The organism is Kitasatospora sp. NPDC089509 (assembly GCF_044749365.1).
Classification (GTDB): Bacteria; Actinomycetota; Actinomycetes; order Streptomycetales; family Streptomycetaceae; genus Kitasatospora.
This window is the reverse complement of the sequence record NZ_JBIVHS010000004.1, coordinates 47,838-66,380: the sequence shown is the minus strand read 5'-3', so window position 1 is coordinate 66,380 and position 18,543 is coordinate 47,838. Positions and strand designations below refer to the sequence as shown.

Sequence of the window (18,543 nt, the reverse complement as noted above, 5' to 3'; positions counted from 1 at the left end):
CGTCACAACGTTGAAGACCACCAGGAGAGCCGCAGCGGTCGCCACCGCCGCGGCGGTCATAGTCACGCTCGGCGCGGGTCTGTTCCCGAGCAGCGCCGTCGCGGCCGGCTCGGCGCCGGTCCCGAGGGACCCCGCCGACGCCGTCCAGTCCGTCACCACCGAGCACAACATCCCGGGCCCGCTGACCGCCAAGGTCGAGGCCGAGAAGAAGGCCGCCACCGAGCAGCTGCTCAACGGCACCGCCCAGGTCGAGCAGCACAACGGCAGCACCAGCGTGAAGCTCGGCAAGGACAAGTACGTCGAGCTCGCCCGTGAGCGCACGGACAAGATCTTCACGATCCTGGTCGACTTCGGCGACCAGGTCGACAACACCACCAAGACCGCCGACGGCAAGGTCAAGTACGGTGGCGAGCCCGGCCCCAAGCACAACGAGATCGCGGCGCCGGACCGGGCCACGAACAACTCGACCGCCTGGCAGGCCGACTACAACCAGCAGCACTACCAGGACCTGTACTTCAGCAAGGACAAGCCCTCGCTGAAGACCTTCTACGAGAAGCAGTCCTCGGGCCGCTACTCGGTCGACGGCGTGGTCTCGGACTGGGTCCGGGTGCCGTGGAACGAGGCCCGCTACGGCTCGGACTACTGCGGCTCCAACGTCTGCTCCAGCGCCCAGGACCTGATCCGCGACGCCGTCGACATCTGGTACAAGGACCAGGTGGCGAAGGGTCAGACCGACGCCCAGATCAAGGCGACGCTGGCCCAGTACGACCAGTGGGACCGCTACGGGTCGCACCACGACGGGAACTTCAACCAGCCCGACGGGTACATCGACCACTTCCAGATCGTGCACGCCGGTGAGGACAAGTCGGCCGGTGGCGGCAAGCAGGGCAGCAAGGCCCTGTGGGCGCACCGCTCGTACGTCTACGGCAACCTGACCGGCCAGGCCGGTCCGGACAACAACAAGCTCGGCGGCGTCCAGGTCGGCAACACCGGCTTCTGGATCGGCGACTACACGATGCAGCCGGAGAACGGCGGCCTCGGCGTCTTCGCCCACGAGTACGGCCACGACCTCGGTCTGCCGGACCTCTACGACACCGCGGGCAAGGGCATCGACAACTCGGTCGGCTTCTGGTCGCTGATGTCCTCCGGCTCCTGGCTCGGCGAGGGCAAGGACAGCATCGGCGACATGCCGAACGACCTCGACGCCTGGAGCAAGTACCAGCTCGGCTGGCTGAAGGCCGACCGCGCCAAGGCCGGCACCGAGTCGACCCACCACATCGGCCCGGTCGAGTACAACACCAACCTGCCGCAGGCGCTCATCGTCGACCTGCCGAAGAAGAGCATCACCACCGACATCAACAAGCCCTTCGGGGGCAACAACGAGTGGTGGAGCGGCAGCGCCGACAACCTGAACGTCACGCTCACCCGGGACATCGACCTCACCGGCAAGACCAAGGCCAGCATCAACGCCAAGGCCTGGTACGAGCTGGAGCAGGACTTCGACTACGCCTTCGGTGAGGTCTCCGCCGACGGCGGCAAGACCTGGACCGTGGTGGACGGCACCTGGAACGGCGCCGCGCTGCCCAAGGAGAACGGCCGCCCGGCCCTCAGCGGCCTGACCGCCGCCTGGGGCGACCTGTCGTTCAACCTGGACGCCTTCGCCGGCAAGAAGATCCAGTTCCGCTACCACAACACCACCGACGGCGGCCTGCACTACCGCGGCTTCGCGGTGGACAACATCGCGGTGGTCGCCGACGGCGCGACCGTGTTCAGCGACGACGTGGAGAACGGCGACAACGGCTGGACCGCCGCCGGCTTCACCCGCTTCGGCGGCTCGTACACCAAGGACTACGCGCAGTACTACATCGCGGAGAACAAGCAGTACGTGTCGTTCGACCAGACGCTGAAGACCGGCCCGTACAACTTCGGCTCGGCCGCCAAGCCGAACTGGGCCGAGCACTACTCGTACCAGCCGGGCCTGCTGATCTGGTATTGGGACGAGTCGCAGACCGACAACAACGTGAGCGCCCACCCGGGCCACGGCCTGGTCCTGCCGGTCGACTCGCACCCGACCCCGATGAAGTGGTCCGACGGCACCCTGATGCGTCCGCGCATGCAGGGCTTCGACTCGACCTTCGGTTCGCGCCGCGTCCCGGCGCTGACCCTGCACAAGGCCGACGTCGAGACGGTCATCCCGAAGTCCAAGGGCGTCGACGAGTTCAACGACCTGAAGTCCTGGTGGTCGAAGGACAACCCGTACGCCGGTGTCGACGTCCCCAAGACGGGCACCAGCATCGAGGTCGAGAACGAGTCCGCGAACTACCTGGAGACCTGGATCCGGGTCCGCCCGGTCGACAACTGATCGCACCCGGTGTGATGGCAGTTTGACCCCAGCCTCCACGGCCGGCCCGCCCCCGCTTCCCGCGGGGGCGGGCCGGCCGCTTTTTCGGGCATCAAACCCGGTTCACGGGTGGCGATCGTCACAGCGATTCGCCGCGGTACGACCGGGCCTAGTAGTCGGGCGGGCGGGACGACGGGGCGGATCGGGCCGGTCGTGGACGATCCGATCGCATGATCATTACTCCGTCGGCTTGAATATCCGGCGCCACGATGACTACACGCCGTAGTACGTCACGCCGTTTGGGACTCCGCTCGGTGACCGTTACACCTGAGTGGTCCCCCGCTCAGCGAAGCGCCCGATCGGGCGCTTCGTGCTGCCCCCGTCCGACCGTGAGGTACGCCGGCGATGTCCACCGTTCCGCCCGTGGGACCGGCCCTGCGCCGGCTCGCCGTCCGTGCGACGGCCCAGGCGGCCGTCTGGCAGCCGCGGATCGGCCAGGCCGTCCGCAGCCGTGCCGTGCCGCCGCTGCGCCTGCTGGCCACCCCCCGACACGCCACTCTGCCGGGCAGCCGGCAGCGCACCGAGCGCGACCACGCGGTGGTCTCGGCCGGGTCCGTCGCGGTGCTGCTCGCGGGCGCGCTGCTGGTGGCCGCACCGGGCAGCGCCTCGGCGCAGACCGTGCTGCCGACCACCCCGGGCAGTTCGGCCTTCACCGCCCCGCGGGCCGAGGTGCCCAACCCCGGACTGGTCCAGGTGGCCGGGCCCAGCCCGTACAAGCTGCCGGACGACGGCGCCTCGGCGCAGGCCTTCGTGGCGGTCGCCCCCAACCTGCTGCCGTTCGACCCGCCGGCCCCGGAGCCCGGGACCGCCGATCCGGCCGCCCCCGAACCCGCCGCCGACCCCGCCGAGGCCCAGCCGGAGGCCGCCCCGGCCCCGGCGCCCGCGCCGGACTGGTCGGCGCCGGTACCGGACGCACCGACCAGCAATCCGTACGGGGTGGCCAACTCCGAGTACGCCGCCGGGTACCACACCGGGGTGGACTTCGCGGTGTCCCCGGGCACGCCGGTGCTCGCGGTCGGCGACGCGACCGTGGTCTCGGCCGGCTGGGACGGCGCGTACGGCAAGGAGGTCGTGCTGCGGCTCGCCGACGGGCACTTCGCCCAGTACGCCCACCTGTCCGCGCTCTCGGTCTCGGCGGGCCAGCAGGTGTCGGTGGGCCAGCGGATCGGGCTGTCCGGGAACACCGGCAACTCCACCGGGCCGCACCTGCACTTCGAGATCCGCACCAGCAACCGCTACGGCGCGGTGATCAACCCGATCGCCTACCTCTCCGGGCACGGCGTCACGGCGTTCTAGGGCCTGTCCACCGGACAGGCCCTGGCCCCCGGCACCTCAACTGGTGCCGTCGGCCCGCTCACCGATCCGGGCGCTGATCTCCAGCGCGACCTCCCGGGCCGCCTCCAGCGCCTCGTCCATCTCGGCGTGCGGCATCTTCTCGCCCCACACGTTCAGGGCGTCGCCGCAGTCGGCGTCGTCCTGCTTGAGCAGGAAGAACGCCGAGTGGGCGGTGAACAGCGCCATGGTGGCCCGCAGCCGGTCGCGGAACTGCGCCTCCGGTCCGTGCACCAGCTGCATCATGGTGATCACGCGGTCCCGGAAGGCCAGCCCGGCCGGGGACTCGCGCAGCGCGGGCTGGTTCTCGTGGAAGAACCGCAGCAGCGGGGCCCGCTCGGCCATCCCGTCCGCGTAGCGGCGGATCAGCTCGTCGCGCATCTCCGGGCTCCAGGCCTGCTCCCGGCCCCACGCGATGATCTCGTCGATCGGCGCGGCCATCCGCTCGACGATGCCCAGGACGATGTCGTCCTTGGTCTTGAAGTGGTAGTAGAGCGCGGCCTTGGTGACGCCCAGGCGGTCGGCGATCTCGCGCAGCGAGGTCTGCTCGTAGCCCTGCTCCGAGAAGAGCTCCAACGACACCTCGATGATGCGAGCCCGGGTGTCGCTGCGGGGGCTGTGCGGAGTGCCCATGGCCTGCCTCATGACTGCGTCGGTGACTACTTGCTGCGGACCCCGGGATGGCGTCCGCCCCGGGTCCATTCTCCCTGCCCAGGCGGCCGGTATCGAAACTGGCTTGACGACCGGCTAGGAAACAACTTACCGTGCCGACGATCGATAAACTAGCCGGGCGTCAAGTAAGTGAGCCGCCACCCGGCGGGACGCCCCTCCGAAACACCCCTCCGGGAGACCCACCCCATGTCACAGTCCAAGACCGCCGGCCAGGCACCGGAGGAGAAGACGGCCGAGGAGGAACAGCCGCGGTCGCCCCGCGAGATCCGCCTCGTGATGGTCGGCTTGGTCGTCACCATGCTGCTGGCCATGCTCGACAACCTGATCGTCGGCACCGCCATGCCGACCATCGTCGGCGACCTCGGCGGTGCCGAGCACCTGTCCTGGGTGGTCACCGCCTACACCCTGGCCACCGCCGCCTCCACCCCGATCTGGGGCAAGCTCGGCGACCTCTACGGCCGCAAGGGCGTCTTCCTCACCTCGATCGTGATCTTCCTGGTGGGCTCGGCGCTGTCCGGCCTGTCGCAGAACATGAACGAGCTGATCGGCTTCCGCGCCGTGCAGGGCCTCGGCGCCGGCGGTCTGATGGTCGGCGTCATGTCGATCATGGGCGCGCTCGTCGCGCCGCGTGACCGCGGCAAGTACCAGGGCATGTTCGCCGCCGTGATGGCCCTCGCCACCATAGGTGGGCCGCTGGTCGGCGGGTTCATCACCGACCACCTGAGCTGGCACTGGACCTTCTACATCAACCTGCCGCTCGGCGTCATCGCGCTCGCCGTGGTCGTGGTGACCCTGAAGCTGCCGAAGGTCCGCAACACCGCCCGGATCGACTACCCCGGCGCCGTGCTGCTCACCGTCGGCATCACCTCGCTCGTGCTGATCACCACCTGGGGCGGCCAGCAGTACGCCTGGGGCTCCAAGGAGATCCTCGGCCTGGCCGCGCTCGCCGTCGCCTCGCTGATCGCCTTCTGCTACGTCGAGCAGCGGGCCCAGGAGCCGATGCTGCCGCTGGGCCTGTTCCGGAACCTGAACTTCACCCTGGTCTCGATCATCGGCTTCGTGGTCGGCTTCGTGATGTTCGGCTCGACCGTCTTCCTGCCGCTCTACCAGCAGATCGTCCAGGGCGCCTCGGCCACCAACTCCGGCCTGCTGCTGATGCCGATGATGTTCGGCATGCTGGTGGTCTCGCTGGTGGTCGGCCAGGCCGTCACCAAGACCGGCAAGTACCGGATCTTCCCGATCATCGGCACCATCGTGATGACCGGCGGCATGATCCTGCTCTCCACCATGGGCACCGAGACCAGCAGCTTCACCTCGGCCTGCTGGATGGTCGTGCTCGGCGCCGGCATGGGCTTCCTGATGCAGATCACCATGCTGGTCGCGCAGAACAGCGTCGAGCTCAAGGACATGGGCGTGGCCAGCTCCACCGCCACCCTGTTCCGCACCATCGGCGGTTCCTTCGGTGTCGCGCTGTTCGGCGCCCTGTTCAACAACCGGGTGAAGGACACCATGACCGCGCGGCTGGGCGACCACGCCTCGGCCGGCGGCGGGGCGAAGGACCCGGGCCAGATGAGCCCGGTCGAGCTGCGCAAGCTGCCCGAGGTCGTCCAGGACGCCTACCACCACGCGGTCTCCAACGGCCTGCACACCGTCTTCCTGTGGGGCGCCGGGGTGGCCGTGATCGCCATCGCCGCGGCGGTGTTCCTGCGCGAGGTGCCGCTGCGCGGCACCGGCAAGGACGAGAAGCCGGCCGAGGTCTCGCTGGAGGCGGCGGCCGTCTGACGGTCCCCTCGGCCGTCCGACGGCCCTTCGTACGACGGTGCCCCCGGGAGAGCTGCTCTCCCGGGGGCACCGTCGTTCAGCGGGCGCCGTCGTTCACTGGGGCAGGCGGTAGACGCCCTGCTCGACGGGCTCGACCAGGCCGTCGGCGACCAGGCCGTCCAGCGCCCGGGCGCGCTGCACCGCGTCCGGCCAGACCGCGTCCAGCCGGGCCTGCGGCACCGTGCCGTGCGCCTCGCGCAGGACGGCCAGCAGCTTGCCGCGCACCTGGCGGTCGGTGCCCTCGTAGGACTGGCCGCGCCGGGCCGGGCCCTCGTACGGCGGGCGGCCGGCCCGCTGCCAGGCGCAGACCGTGAACAGCGGGCAGTCCCCGCACTCCGGGCCGCGGGCGGTGCAGACCAGCGCGCCCAGCTCCATCACGCCGACCGCCCAGGTGGCCGCCGTCGCGGCGTCGTCGGGCAGCAGCGTCGTCGCGGTGCGGCGCTCGGCGGCGGTGGTCGCGGTGGCCGGGTACTCGACGCCGGTCACGGCGCGGGCGAAGACCCGGCGGACGTTGGTGTCCAGCACCACGTGCCGCTGGCGGAAGGCGAAGGAGGCGACCGCGGCGGCGGTGTACTCCCCCACCCCGGGCAGCGAGAGCAGCGTGGCGTGGTCGTCCGGGACCTCGCCGCCGTGCTCGTCGGTGATCGCCACGGCGGCCGCGTGCAAGCGCAGCGCCCGACGCGGGTAGCCCAGTCGGCCCCACATCCGGACCGCCTCGCCGGGCGCGTCGGCGGCGAGGTCGGCGGGGGTGGGCCAGCGGGTCATCCAGGCCTGCCAGGCGGGCAGCACCCGCTTCACCGGGGTCTGCTGGAGCATGAACTCGCTCACCATGACCGCCCAGGGCGTCGCGTCGGGGGTCCGCCAGGGCAGGTCACGCTTGCTGGCCTCGTACCAGTCGATGACGGTCGAGTGCAGCAGCGGCAGGGGCAGCGGCGGCGCGGGGGCGGCTTCGGCGGCGGTGATGGCAGTCATGGCCCTTCGATCCTCCCACGGCCGCGGATCCGGCCGAAGTGGAGGGAGCTACTCCGGATCGACCGGATCAGTCGGCTGCCGGCCGGGAAATCAGCCTTTCGGGGCTCCCTCGAACGGATCAAATGGCGGATCATGTGAAAGAAGGGGCGACTGTGCGGTGTTGGTGAGTCAATCACCACACGGAGTCCCATAGAGTTTGATCGTGCCCTCTCTGCGTCAACCCGTGGGACCGTTGCCGGCCTCGATCTACTGGCGTCGGCGCGTCGTCGTGCTCGTCGCCGTCGCGGCGGTCGTCGCCCTGATCGCCTGGCTGATGTCCGATCAGGGCGGAGGCGGTGACGACGGCTCACAGAGCAAGGCCGCTCAGGCCGTTCCGTCCCAGAGTCAGACACCCGCCCAGGCGATCACGCCGGGCGCCTCGCCGAGCGGCCCCGCGGCGCACCCGGCCGGTGGCGGCTCCAGCGGCGGGCCGGTGGCCAGCGGCGGCGGCAGCGAGGTCGGCCTCAGCGGCGGCGGCACCGGTGGAGCCGGTGGCGCGGGCGGGTCCGGTGGCACGGGCGGCTCCGGCGGCGGCGCGAACGGCGGGTCCGGCGGCGCCGGTGGCACCGGAGGCTCGGGCGGTTCCGGCGGCCCCCCAGCGGTGAACACCACCGAGGTGATGGCGCTTCCGGTCTGCTCCTCCTCGCAGGTCGCCCTGGAGCTGGCGGGCACCCAGAACTCGTACCAGCCCAAGGACAAGCCCAAGCTGGCCCTAACGGTCAAGAACTCCTCCGGCGCCAACTGCCGGGTGGACCTGGGCCGTACCGCCTCCGTGATCACGGTCAGCAGCGGTGGCAACAACGACCGGGTCTGGTCCTCCGGCGACTGCCCGCCCGACAAGGGCAACATCTGGGTGCAGATCCCGGCGAACGGCAGCCAGACCGAGACCTTCACCTGGGACCGCAGCCGCAGCAAGCCGCAGTGCGCGACCGCCGACCAGACGGCGCCGGCGAACGGGACGTACGTGGTGCTCGCCGAGCTCACCGGGCTCTCCGGGGACAAGGTGTCGGCCCGGACCTCGATCCGACTGGACGGCTGAGCGACCGTCAGTTCCGTACGGAGCCCCCGACCGCCGCGGCGGTCGGGGGCTCCGGCGTTGTGGAGCTCCGACTCGGCGCGCCAGACATGGGACGGCCCCCGGGGAAGCGTTTCTCCGGGGGCCGTTGCCGCTCTGCGCCGCGTGCGGTCAGACGTAGCGCTCCAGAATGGACGATTCGGCAAGCCGGGACAGGCCCTCGCGGACCGAGCGGGCCCGGGTCTCGCCGACGCCCTCGACCGTCTGGAGGTCGTCGATGCTGGCGGCGAGCAGCTTCTGCAGGCCGCCGAAGTGCTCGACCAGGCGCTCTATCACCGTGTTGGGCAGGCGCGGGATCTTCGCCAGCAGGCGGTAGCCGCGCGGGGACACCGCGGAGTCCAGGGACTCCGGCGAGCCGGAGTAGCCGAGCGCCTTGGCGACCGTCTGGAGGTCCAGCAGCTCGGCGTGGGTGAGCGCCTCCAGGTCGGCCAGCACCTCGGTGACCGTCCGGCCCTTCTTGGCGGCGCGCTCCGGGAAGTAGTCCCGGGCGACCAGTTCGCGCTCCGGCTCCACGCCCGCGATCAGCTCGTCCAGCTGGAGCGAGAGCAGTCGGCCGTCGATGCCGAGCTCCAGCACGTAGCCGGCGATCTCGGTGGCGATCAGCCGGACCATCTCCAGCCGCTGGGCCACGGCCGTGACGTCCCGGACCGTCACCAGGTCCTCGATCTCCAGGGCGGAGAGCGTGCCGGCCACCTCGTCCAGGCGCAGCTTGTAGCGCTCCAGGGTGGCCAGCGCCTGGTTGGCGCGGGAGAGGACGGTGGTGGAGTCCTCCAGCACCCGGCGGGTGCCGTTGACGTACATGGCGATCAGCCGCATCGAGTGCGAGACCGCGACCACCGGGTACCCCGTCTGCCGGTTGACCCGCTCGGCGGTGCGGTGGCGGGTGCCGGTCTCGTCGGTGGGGATGGTGGAGTCCGGCATCAGGTGGACGCCGGCCCGGACGATCTTGGTGATGTCCTTGTCCAGCACCACCGCGCCGTCGAGCTTGCACAGCTCGCGCAGGCGGGTCGCGCTGAACTCGACGTCCAGCACGAAGCCGCCGGTGCACAGGGACTCGACGGTCTTGTCGAAACCCAGCACGATCAGGCCGCCGGTGTTGGCCCGCAGGACCCGTTCCAGGCCGTCACGAAGCGCGGTACCGGGCGCGATGGCGGTGAGGGAGGCCCGCAGCAGGGCCTCCTCACGGGAGGCCTTGTCCGCCCCCCGGTCGCTGGCTGCCACGTGACTCCTCCGGTCGACCCCGTGCCGCGCGCCTCGCGCCGTGCGCCGGTCCGCGGTCTGTTGCTCTGTCGCTCAGTACCGCTTCGGTACTGCCTTCTGGCCAATGAGACTGGGGAAAGTCTAACTGCGTGCGGCTTCGGCAGGGCTTGGGTCAGCGCAGTTCGTCGGAGTCGAGCGGCTCCCAGCCGTCCATCAGCTCGTCCGGGTACGCCGGGACCCGGGCGGAACGGGGTGCGGGCGGGGCCGACGGAGCCTCACCACGGGCTCCGGTACGGGCCTCGGCGCGATCGTCGGAGCGCGACTCGGAGCGTGCCTCGGCACGCGGTTTGGCGGCGGCCCGGCGGCGGCCCGGGATGGCCCGCAGCGCCTCGCCGATGTCGGCCACCTCGACCACCTTCATGCCCGGCGGCACCTTGCCCGGGTCCGGCGGGACCAGGGCGTGGGTGAAGCCCAGCCGGTGCGCCTCGGCCAGCCGGCGCTGCACACCCGTCACCCGCCGCACCTCGCCCGCCAGACCGACCTCGCCGATCGCCACCAGGTTGCTGGGCAGCGGGGTGTCGGTGGAGGAACTGGCCACCGCGAGCGCGACCGCGAGGTCCGCGGAGGGCTCGGTCAGCTTCACCCCGCCGACCGTCGCGGTGTAGATGTCCTGCTTGCCGAGCTTCACCCCGCCGTGCCGCTCGACCACGGCCAGGATCATCGCGATCCGGGGCGACTCCAGGCCCGAGGTGGTGCGCCGCGGGGAGGGGATCTGCGAATCCACCATCAGCGCCTGCACCTCGGCCACCAGGGGGCGCTTGCCCTCCAGGGTGACGGTGAGGCAGGTGCCGGGGACGGGCTTGTCACGCCTGGTCAGGAAGAGGCCGGACGGGTCGGCCAGGCCGACGATGCCCTCGTCGTGCAGCTCGAAGCAGCCCACCTCGTCGGTGGCGCCGTAACGGTTCTTGACCCCGCGGATGAGCCGCAGCCGGGCGTGCCGGTCGCCCTCGAAGCTCAGCACCACGTCCACCAGGTGCTCCAGCAGGCGCGGGCCGGCGATCTGGCCGTCCTTGGTGACGTGACCGACCAGCAGGGTGGCCATGCCGCGCTCCTTGGACGCCCGGATCAGCGCGCCGGCCACCTCGCGGACCTGGGCCGGGCCGCCGGGGGCGCCGTCCAGCTCGGCGGAGGCGATGGTCTGCACCGAGTCCAGGATCAGCAGGCCGGGGTTGACCGCCTCGATGTGCCCGAGCACCGCGCCGAGGTCCTGCTCGGCGGCGAGGTAGAGGTGCTCGGAGAGGGCGTTGATCCGGTCGGCGCGCAGCCGGACCTGGCCGGCCGACTCCTCGCCGGTGACGTAGAGGGTGCGGTGCCGGTCGGTGGCCGCCTTGGCGGCGACGTCCAGCAGCAGGGTGGACTTGCCGACGCCGGGCTCGCCGGCCAGCAGCACCACCGCACCGGGGACCAGACCGCCGCCGAGCACCCGGTCCAGCTCCGGGACGCCCGTCGAGCGGGCCGTCGCGACCTGGCCGTCCACCTGGGCGATCGGGCGGGCGGGGGCGCTGACCGGGCCGGCGGCCGTGGTGCGGATCGGCACCGCGCCGTACTCCTCGACCGTGCCCCAGGCGTTGCACTCCGGGCAGCGGCCGACCCACTTGGGCAGCTGGTTGCCGCACTCGGTGCAGCGGTAGGCCGGGCGCGGCTTGGCGGTGGTCTTGGAACGCGGAGGCATGCGGCCCACGGTAGCGGCTGGGTGTGACAGCCGTGGTCCGCGACGGAGTGCCCCGGCGGGGGCGCGCCGGTGCGGGGCGGGCGCCCACACAGATGGGCGATGTTGTTACCCGAAAGAAGTACATACGCGGTGAATGGCGGGGTCGGGCCGCCCGGTGTCCCTACCGTCGGACGGGTGACAACGCGAACTGTTGGGCCCGTCGGGGCGCCGGACGCCGTGCTCGCGGCGTACGACCGGCAGGTGGACGGCCTGTTCACCTACTGCCTCTCGGTGCTCTGCGAGCACGACGCGGCCGCCGACGCCCTGCGCGAGGTCCGCGAACTGGCCGGACGGCACGGCGCCCGGCTGGCCGAGCCCGGACTGGTGCGGGCCTGGCTGTTCTCGCTGGCCCGGTACTGCTGCCTGCGACGGCTGGCGGACGGCGGCACGGGCGCCGGGACGGAGCCCGGGGCGGGGGCGGGGTCTGGGCCTGCGGCGGGGCTCACGGCGGAGGTGGACGAGGTCGAGGCGGTCCGGCGGCGGCGCGAGCTGGCCTCGCTCGCCTGGCCGGAGGCGGCCGGGACGGACCCGGAGCAGCGCGAGGCGCTGGAGCTGTCCGTCCGGCACCGGCTGACCCCGCTGGAGGTGGCGGCCGTCCTGGGCCTGCCGTTCGAGCGGACCCGCGGGCTGCTCGTGGCCGCCGAGGCCGAGGTGACCCGGACCAGGGCGGCGCTGCTGGTGCTCGGGGTGGGCAGCTGTTCCGAGCTGGACCGGCTGGGCGGGGCCGGAGCGGAGTCCTGGCGGGACTGGGTGCTCGGCCCGGCGCTGCGGCGGGAGCTGGTGCAGCACGTGGTGGACTGCCCGACCTGTCGCGGGACGGCGGAGCGGGTGGCCGCCGGGGAGGCGGCGGAGGGTGCGGCCGGGCTGTCGGGGCTGCCGCTGCTGGCCGCGCCCCCGGTGGCCGGCGGGGCGGCGACCCCGGCCGGGGTGGTGGGACCGACCCCGGCCGGGGCACTGGGGCGGCGGCGGGGTGCGGCGGCGGCCGAGCCGGGGCTGCGGTTCGACCACGGCGGCTTCCCCCGGCACCGGGCGCCCGACGCGGGCCGGGGGCTGGCGGTCCGGCGGCGGGTGGTGACCACCGGGGTGCTCGCGGCCGTCCTGGCGGCGCCGGTGGTCGCGCTCTGGGCCGGGCACCGGGGCGGCGGCGGGGCGGGGACGGCGGCCTCGGTCTCGGCGGTGCGGGTGGACGGGCCCGGCCGGGACGCCGGGCAGCGGCCGCCGTGGTCGGCGGGGGCCGCGGTGGCGGCGGGAGCGGCGGCGGTCGTGGGCTCGGGGGTGCCGGGGCTGGAGCTGGCGGGCACGGGCGACCGGGGTGCGGGCGGCGGGGGCGTCGGGGGCGGCACAAACGCTGCAGAAACGTTGCTGCACGGTTCTCCGCGACTCACCCTGCAGGGGCCGCTGGTCCCGGTCCCGGCCCTCGGCGCGACCCCGCTCGGCAGCCCCGCCCTGGTCGCGGCCCCGGTCCCCCCGGCCGAACGGGCCTCCGCCCCGGGCCCGGGCGACCCGGCCCCGGCCGGACTGCTCACCGTCGAGGCCGGGGAGTACGGCAACCGGACGGTGCTCACGCTCACCAACTCCGGTACCACGGAGATCCGTTGGCACGCCGTGACGGACGCCGGCTGGCTCCGGCTCAGCCGCGACGCGGGGACACTGGCCTCCGGGCAGCGGATCACCGTGATCGTCACCGTGGACGAGGAGCTCGCGCCGGCCGGCCACTGGACCGCCCGGATCGCGCTGCCGCCCTCGGAGGCGGTGGTCACCCTGGAGGGCGGGCCGCAGGACCGGGGCGGGTCCGCGTCCTCCTCGGCGGAGCCGTCGTCGGGCGCCTCGCCCGGGCCGTCCGCCCCGCCTTCCGCTCCTTCTTCGTCGGCGCCTTCCTCGGCACCTTCCTCGGCGCCGGCCACGGCTTCACCGACCCCGGCCCCGACGCCGAGCCGGACGGACTCGCCGTCGCCCTCCGGATCACCGAGCGGTGCGCCGACACCGACGCCCACGGCGGCCCCGACCGGCGGCGCCTCCCCGCACCCGACGGGGGCGGGGACAGCTTCGGGGCACTAGCGCCGTGCTAGCGCGGGGGCCTCGGGGTGCGGTCGGCGGCGGAAGGTCAGGAGCGGTGGATCGGGGGGATCCGGTAGGTGCCGTCCAGGACCACGGGTTCCGGTCGGTAGAGGCGGATGATCGGGCGGAACTCGCCGAGGGGGGTGGGGAGCCAGTTGGCGGCGGCGGTCGGGTCCTCGGGCGGCTCGTGCTGGAGGGTGATCGTGAGGGATCCGTCCGGGTCGTGGACCAGGCCCGGGGTGCGGTCGCCGATCGAGTAGCGGTCGATCGGGTTCTCCACCAGGTAGTAGTCCGGCACCGAGTACATCGTGACGGACCAGAACGCGTGGGCCGGCGGGGGCTGTTCAAAGCGCAGGGTGTAGCTGTTGGCGCCGGTGAGCGGGCGGCCGTCGGAGTCGTCGTAGGTGGTCGCGTACGAGGCCTCGTAGGCGTGGTTGCCCCAGAGGCCGGCCCGGGCGGCGGCGGCACGGCTGAGGTAGGCGGCGCGGCGGTCGGGGATCCGCCACTCGGGGTCGTCCAGGGTGCCGGGGCCCAGGTGGTCGATGCTGTAGTCGAAGAGGTGCAGCGCGGAGCGCCATTCGCCGAGCGGGTGCTCCTCGGGCGGGCGGGTGGCGTCCTCGACCCGTTCGCGCCCGGAGGCCAGGCCCTTGGCGAGCGCGAGGGTCCACTCCGCGGCCGCCGCGCGGTACGGGGAGGCGCCGTCGTCCAGCAGGCCGAGCGGGGCGAAGCGGCGCTGGTACTCGATGTCGGGGGTGGCCGGCAGGAAGGCCTGCATCCACACCCGCAGGCGCTCGAAGAAGGCCAGCCGCTCGGGGACCTCCGGGTCGGGCTCGGGCAGTCCGGCGACCAGGCCGCCCGGCTCCAGCGGCTCCAGCTGCAGGCCGGCCTGCAGGGCCTTGACCCGGGGCAGGTCGTCCGGGCCGTTGCAGGCGAAGCGGCCGACGATCGTGCCGACGGTGGTGGGCAGTTCGATCACCCGGTCCGGATCCGGCGCGGTGCCGTGCCAGTCGGGCGGGACGACCAGCCAGGTCTGGGCGTCGGTGCCGGTGGCGCGGCTGCCGAGGTAGGCGATGTTGTCGGTCCAGGCACCGAGGAACTGCAGTACGTAGTAGGCGCCGGCGGTGTCCGGGACGTGCAGCACCTGGGGGCCCTCGGAGAGGTCGAGCTGGGCGATCGAGTAGACCGTGTCGTTGTTGACCGAGACGAAGTGGTCGCCGGGGCCGGCCAGCCGGGTGGCGTGGCTGAAGTGGTTGAACGGCGCCGCCGGGAGGGTGCCCAGGCCGCCCTTGGCGAAGCGCTCGACCATGGTGAGGCCGGCGACGAGCGGGTAGCCGTAGACATAGGCGTCGGCGGCCAGGGCCTCCAGCTCGGGCAGGTTCATCGGGGGTCCTTCGTCGGTGCGGGCGGGGCGGGATGGGACGGCGCGGGGCGGCGTGGGGCGGGTCAGCGCGGGGTGAGCGGCGGAGGCTGCCAACGGCCGTCCAGGACGGACGCCTCCGGGCCGTGGATCCGGAGCACGACGGCGAACGGACCGTCCGGGGCGGGCAGCCAGTTGGCGGAGTGCTCGGCGTCGACGGGGCGTTCGCGCTGGACGTAGAGGGTGAGGCCGCCGTCCCGGTCGTGGACTAGGCCGGGGGTGTGCCCGCCGACCGAGTAGCGGTCCAGGGGGTTGGCGACCAGCCGGTGGCCGGGGAGCGCGTACGCGGTGGCGGACCAGAAGAAGCGGGCCGGCGGCAGGGCGTCCGGGGCGAAGCGGATCAGGTGGTCGCGGTCGCCGGCGTCCGGCGGGCGGCGGCCCTCGCTGTCCGCGGCCCAACGGCCGTACCAGACCTCCTCGGTGGGCAGACCGTACGGGCCGAGCTCGGCGCCGACGGCCTGCCGGAGGAAGTCCCCGCCGAGTTCCGCGCGGGTGCCGAAGAGGCTTACGGAGTCGCGGAGTTCGGCGACCGCGCGGGTCAGTCGGGCACGGCCGTCGGCGATCCCGCGGTCGAGCTCGGCGCGGACCTCCAGCGGGAGGACGGCGGGCTCGAACTCGCCCCGTCCGTCGATCCCGAGGTCGGTCAGACGGCCGCGCAACTCGGCTTCGGCGGGCGGGAGTTCATCGGTCAGCGGGAAGAAGCCGAGCAGGAAGTCGAGGAAGGTGAGGAACTCGACGCCGTCCAGGACCTCGTCGCGCCAGACCGGCCAGACCGGCTCCGGCGCGGGGGTGGGGGCCGGGGTGCCGGCGTACTCGTGCAGCGGGCGCAGCCGGTACCGCTCCTGGACGGCCTTCAGGGCGGCGAGGTCGGCGGGGGCGGTCCCGGTGAGGCGGGTGTGGGCGAGGACGCCGACCAGTCGGGTGGCGGTGCGGATCACGCCGGTGATGCCGGGCGGGGTCTCCCCCTGCCAGTCCGGACCGGCCACCAGGTAGTCCCCGGCCTGCCGGCCGGTGGTCCGGGAGCCGATCAACCCGGCCTGGAGGGTGTCGAGTTCGTGCACGGCGAGGACGTGGTAACGCTCCTCGGCGGGGACCGAGAGCACCCAGGGCTCGGCGCGCAGGTCGAGCCAGGCGCGGGAGGGGAGGGTGTCGTTGTCGGGGGTGACCGCGTCGGTGTCGGCGGGGGTGGCCGGTCGGGTGGTGTGGCGGAAGACGCCGAAGCCGCCGACGTAGCCGGGGTCCGCGTCGTCCACGGCCTGGGCGTAGAGGGTGCGGTAGTTCCGCAGGATGGGGTGGGCGCGGATCCAGGCCTCGGCCGCGGTCGTGCGGATGGTGGCCGGATCGACGAGTGCCGGGTTGACCATGCTGTCGTTCTCCCAGGCCGAATCAGGGCAGATCGGTACATCTGGGATGCTAAGGGGGGTGGGGTGGGGTGGCATGTCGGACAGCGGGGCCGGGCGGCGGGCGGTGGGGCCGGGCGCTCTGCTCGGCGCTAACCCGGGCGTACCGGCGGGGCACCCTGGACAGGCTGGACGGTATGAGGATCCTCCTGCTCGGGGGTTCGTCCTTCCTGGGACGGGCCTACGCCGTCGAAGCACTCGCCCGCGGCCATCAGGTCACCACTTTCAACCGCGGCCGCCGCGCCCCCGACCTGCCCGGGGTCGAGGCCGTCCGGGGCGACCGCGACAGCGCCGAGGATCTCGCCCGGCTGGTCGGGGGCCGCCGATGGGACGCCGTCGTCGACACCTCCGCCCAGCAGCCGGCGCAGGCCGCGCTCTCCGCACGACTGCTGCGCGACCGGGCCGACCACTACACCTTCGTCTCCTCGGTGCACGCCCACACCGACTGGGCCACCCAGGTGATCACCGAGGACTCCCCGCTCCTCCCCTGCCCCGCCGACACCCCGCCCGACCAGCCGTTCGGCCGCGAGCTGAAGGCGGGCTGCGAGCGGGCGGTGGCGGAGGGCTTCGGCGCCGGGCGCAGCCTGGTGCTCAGCAGCGGGCTGCTGGTCGGACCGTACGAGTTCGGCGGCCGGCTGCCCTGGTGGCTGGAGCGGATGGCCCGCGGCGGGCGGGTGCTCGCGCCCGGGGACCCGGGCCGGACCATCCAGGTGATCGACGTCCGGGACTTCGCCGCCTTCGGGCTCGACCTGTCGACGGCCGGGACGACGGGACGCTTCCTCACCACCGCGCCGCCCGGGCTGCTCACCTTCGGGCAGTGGCTGGAGACCTGCCGGGAGGTCGCGGGCGCGGTCGGCACCGAGCTGGTCCGGGTGGACGACGGCCCGCTGCTCGCCGAGGGGCCGGACCGGGTCGAGCCCTGGAGCGAACTCCCCTTCTGGGCACCGGACCTACTGGACTGGGCGTACATCTGGGAGGTCGACAGCAGCCGCGCCCGGGCGGCCGGACTGCGCTGCCGCCCCTTCGCGGAGACCGCGCGGGACACCTGGAAGTGGCTGCGCACCCGGGGGCCGGTCGAGGACACCGACGCCGAAGGGCGCAAGGGCGCGCCGGGATGGCCGGCCCGGCAGGGCATCGAACCGGCCAAGGAGCAGCGGCTGTTGGCCGCGTACGGCTGAGAGGTGCGGAGGCGTCGCGGGGCGCCGGAGTGGGAAGTCGGACCGGCCGACTTCCCACTCCGAACGGGCTCAGCAGATGCGCAGCGGGGTGCGCAGCGGCCGCTCAGTGGGTGCGCAGCCGGTGCTCAGTGGGTGCGGCGGGTCACCAGCTCGGCGAGCGCCAGCAGTTCGTCGGCCGCAGCCGGCTCCGGGACGGCCGCGGCCAGCTGCGCCATCGCCGCCGCCATCCGCTCGCAGGACTCGCCCTGCGCCCAGCCGCGTCCGCCGGCCGCGTCCACGGCGGCCGCGCAGTCGGCCAACTCCTGGGCGCTGAGCGACCGTTCGAGCGCGTAGAGCTCGGCGAGCCGGGCGCCCGCGGGGGTGCCCGAGCCGAGCGCCTTGACCACCGGCAGCGACTTCTTCCGGGCGACCAGGTCCGCGCCGACCGGCTTGCCGGTGACCGTCGGGTCCCCCCAGATGCCGATCAGGTCGTCGATCAGCTGGAAGGCCAGGCCGATCTCCCGGCCGAAGCCGTCCATCGCCTGCGCCGCCTCCTCGGAGCCGCCGCCGTACAGCGCGCCCATCGCACAGGCGGCGCCGAGCAGGGCGCCGGTCTTGGCCTCGGCCATCGCCAGGCACTCGGTGAGCGAGACGTCGTTGCGCTGTTCGAAGGCGCAGTCGATCTGCTGGCCCTCGCAGAGTTCGACCACGCAGTCGGCGAGCCGGCGGATCGCGCCCCGGGCGGCCGGGTGGGCGTCCTCGGCGACCAGCCGCAGGGCGAGGGAGTGCATCGCGTCGCCGGCCAGGATGGCCTCGGTGGTGCCGAACACCCGCCAGGCGGTGGGCCGGTGACGGCGGGTCTCGTCCCGGTCGATGACGTCGTCGTGGAGCAGGGTGAAGTTGTGGACCAGCTCCACCGCGGCGGCCGCGGCGGCGGCCCTGGCGGGGGTGCCGCCGAGGGCCTGGGTGGCGGCGAGGACCAGGGCCGGGCGGATCGCCTTGCCGGAGGAGGACTCGGAGGGCGTGCCGTCCGCCTCCCACCAGCCGAAGTGGTAGCCGGCGACCTTGCGCATCGTGCCGGGCAGCGAGTCGACGGCGGCCCGCAGGACCGGGTCGACCAGCCCGCGGGCGCGGGCGAGGATGTCCGCCGCCTCGTGGCCCTCTTTGTGGTCCCGCTCCAGCGTGGAGCTCGTCATGGGTGTTCTCCCCCTGTAGGGCGCCTGTCGTG

General features: G+C 73.2%; 13 protein-coding genes. 6 read left to right on the top strand and 7 right to left on the bottom strand.

Annotation, left to right across the window (positions count from 1 at the left end):
• The first annotated feature begins 10 nt into the window (after positions 1 to 10).
• A complete protein-coding gene (locus ACIP4P_RS09940; protein ID WP_400916562.1) occupies positions 11 to 2,362 on the top strand; it encodes an immune inhibitor A domain-containing protein in 2,352 nt (783 codons plus the stop codon).
• 384 nt (positions 2,363 to 2,746) lie between these two features.
• On the top strand, positions 2,747 to 3,697 hold the full coding sequence (locus ACIP4P_RS09935; RefSeq protein ID WP_350511496.1) for a M23 family metallopeptidase: 951 nt from the start codon (positions 2,747 to 2,749) through the stop codon (positions 3,695 to 3,697).
• Positions 3,698 to 3,733: 36 nt separating this feature from the next.
• Here the strand turns inward: ACIP4P_RS09935 and ACIP4P_RS09930 are convergent, their stop codons facing one another.
• Positions 3,734 to 4,366, bottom strand: a complete 633-nt coding sequence (locus ACIP4P_RS09930) for a helix-turn-helix domain-containing protein (protein ID WP_350518856.1) — start codon at positions 4,364 to 4,366, stop codon at positions 3,734 to 3,736.
• 225 nt (positions 4,367 to 4,591) lie between these two features.
• On the opposite strand from ACIP4P_RS09930, the gene ACIP4P_RS09925 reads away from it, so the two are divergent.
• Positions 4,592 to 6,187, top strand: coding sequence for an MDR family MFS transporter (locus tag ACIP4P_RS09925; protein WP_350518855.1), 1,596 nt, complete (start codon positions 4,592 to 4,594; stop codon positions 6,185 to 6,187).
• A 93-nt stretch (positions 6,188 to 6,280) separates the two neighbouring features.
• Here ACIP4P_RS09925 and ACIP4P_RS09920 read toward each other — a convergent pair whose 3' ends face one another.
• On the bottom strand, positions 6,281 to 7,198 hold the full coding sequence (locus tag ACIP4P_RS09920; protein WP_400916557.1) for an A/G-specific adenine glycosylase: 918 nt from the start codon (positions 7,196 to 7,198) through the stop codon (positions 6,281 to 6,283).
• 202 nt (positions 7,199 to 7,400) lie between these two features.
• Here ACIP4P_RS09920 and ACIP4P_RS09915 point away from each other — a divergent pair, with 202 nt between their 5' ends.
• A complete protein-coding gene (locus ACIP4P_RS09915) occupies positions 7,401 to 8,276 on the top strand; it encodes a hypothetical protein (protein ID WP_400916555.1) in 876 nt (291 codons plus the stop codon).
• Between the two features lie 147 nt (positions 8,277 to 8,423).
• Here the strand turns inward: ACIP4P_RS09915 and disA are convergent, their stop codons facing one another.
• A complete protein-coding gene (gene disA / locus ACIP4P_RS09910; protein ID WP_188306273.1) occupies positions 8,424 to 9,482 on the bottom strand; it encodes a DNA integrity scanning diadenylate cyclase DisA in 1,059 nt (352 codons plus the stop codon).
• A gap of 202 nt (positions 9,483 to 9,684) precedes the next feature.
• Positions 9,685 to 11,244, bottom strand: coding sequence for a DNA repair protein RadA (gene radA, locus ACIP4P_RS09905; RefSeq protein ID WP_400916552.1), 1,560 nt, complete (start codon positions 11,242 to 11,244; stop codon positions 9,685 to 9,687).
• A gap of 174 nt (positions 11,245 to 11,418) precedes the next feature.
• Here radA and ACIP4P_RS09900 point away from each other — a divergent pair, with 174 nt between their 5' ends.
• Complete coding sequence (locus ACIP4P_RS09900) at positions 11,419 to 13,341, top strand: sigma-70 family RNA polymerase sigma factor (protein ID WP_400916549.1); 1,923 nt, start codon at positions 11,419 to 11,421, stop codon at positions 13,339 to 13,341.
• Between the two features lie 46 nt (positions 13,342 to 13,387).
• On the opposite strand, the gene ACIP4P_RS09895 is transcribed toward ACIP4P_RS09900, so the two are convergent.
• On the bottom strand, positions 13,388 to 14,722 hold the full coding sequence (locus ACIP4P_RS09895; protein WP_400916546.1) for a DUF1254 domain-containing protein: 1,335 nt from the start codon (positions 14,720 to 14,722) through the stop codon (positions 13,388 to 13,390).
• A 62-nt stretch (positions 14,723 to 14,784) separates the two neighbouring features.
• Entirely contained in the window at positions 14,785 to 16,122 is a 1,338-nt protein-coding gene (locus ACIP4P_RS09890) for a DUF1254 domain-containing protein (RefSeq protein WP_400916543.1), read from the bottom strand.
• A 173-nt stretch (positions 16,123 to 16,295) separates the two neighbouring features.
• On the opposite strand from ACIP4P_RS09890, the gene ACIP4P_RS09885 reads away from it, so the two are divergent.
• The gene (locus tag ACIP4P_RS09885) at positions 16,296 to 17,336 is read left to right on the top strand and encodes an NAD-dependent epimerase/dehydratase family protein (protein WP_400916541.1); all 1,041 of its coding nucleotides are present in this window, start codon (positions 16,296 to 16,298) and stop codon (positions 17,334 to 17,336) included.
• 125 nt (positions 17,337 to 17,461) lie between these two features.
• On the opposite strand, the gene ACIP4P_RS09880 is transcribed toward ACIP4P_RS09885, so the two are convergent.
• Positions 17,462 to 18,511 carry a family 2 encapsulin nanocompartment cargo protein polyprenyl transferase gene (locus ACIP4P_RS09880; protein ID WP_400916538.1) on the bottom strand — a complete coding sequence of 350 codons (1,050 nt, stop codon included), beginning with the start codon at positions 18,509 to 18,511 and terminating at the stop codon, positions 17,462 to 17,464.
• Positions 18,512 to 18,543: the final 32 nt, after the last annotated feature.

Excerpts from the sequence above, each read along its gene's own strand:
- ACIP4P_RS09925 (WP_350518855.1), top strand. The coding sequence starts at position 4,592 with ATGTCACAGTCCAAGACCGCCGGCCAGGCACCGGAGGAGAAGACGGCC.
- ACIP4P_RS09885 (WP_400916541.1), top strand. The coding sequence starts at position 16,296 with ATGAGGATCCTCCTGCTCGGGGGTTCGTCCTTCCTGGGACGGGCCTAC.
- ACIP4P_RS09930 (WP_350518856.1), bottom strand. The coding sequence starts at position 4,366 with ATGGGCACTCCGCACAGCCCCCGCAGCGACACCCGGGCTCGCATCATC.
- radA (WP_400916552.1), bottom strand. The coding sequence starts at position 11,244 with ATGCCTCCGCGTTCCAAGACCACCGCCAAGCCGCGCCCGGCCTACCGC.
- ACIP4P_RS09895 (WP_400916546.1), bottom strand. The coding sequence starts at position 14,722 with ATGAACCTGCCCGAGCTGGAGGCCCTGGCCGCCGACGCCTATGTCTAC.
- ACIP4P_RS09920 (WP_400916557.1), bottom strand. The coding sequence starts at position 7,198 with ATGACTGCCATCACCGCCGCCGAAGCCGCCCCCGCGCCGCCGCTGCCC.
- ACIP4P_RS09935 (WP_350511496.1), top strand. The coding sequence starts at position 2,747 with ATGTCCACCGTTCCGCCCGTGGGACCGGCCCTGCGCCGGCTCGCCGTC.
- ACIP4P_RS09890 (WP_400916543.1), bottom strand. The coding sequence starts at position 16,122 with ATGGTCAACCCGGCACTCGTCGATCCGGCCACCATCCGCACGACCGCG.
- ACIP4P_RS09880 (WP_400916538.1), bottom strand. The coding sequence starts at position 18,511 with ATGACGAGCTCCACGCTGGAGCGGGACCACAAAGAGGGCCACGAGGCG.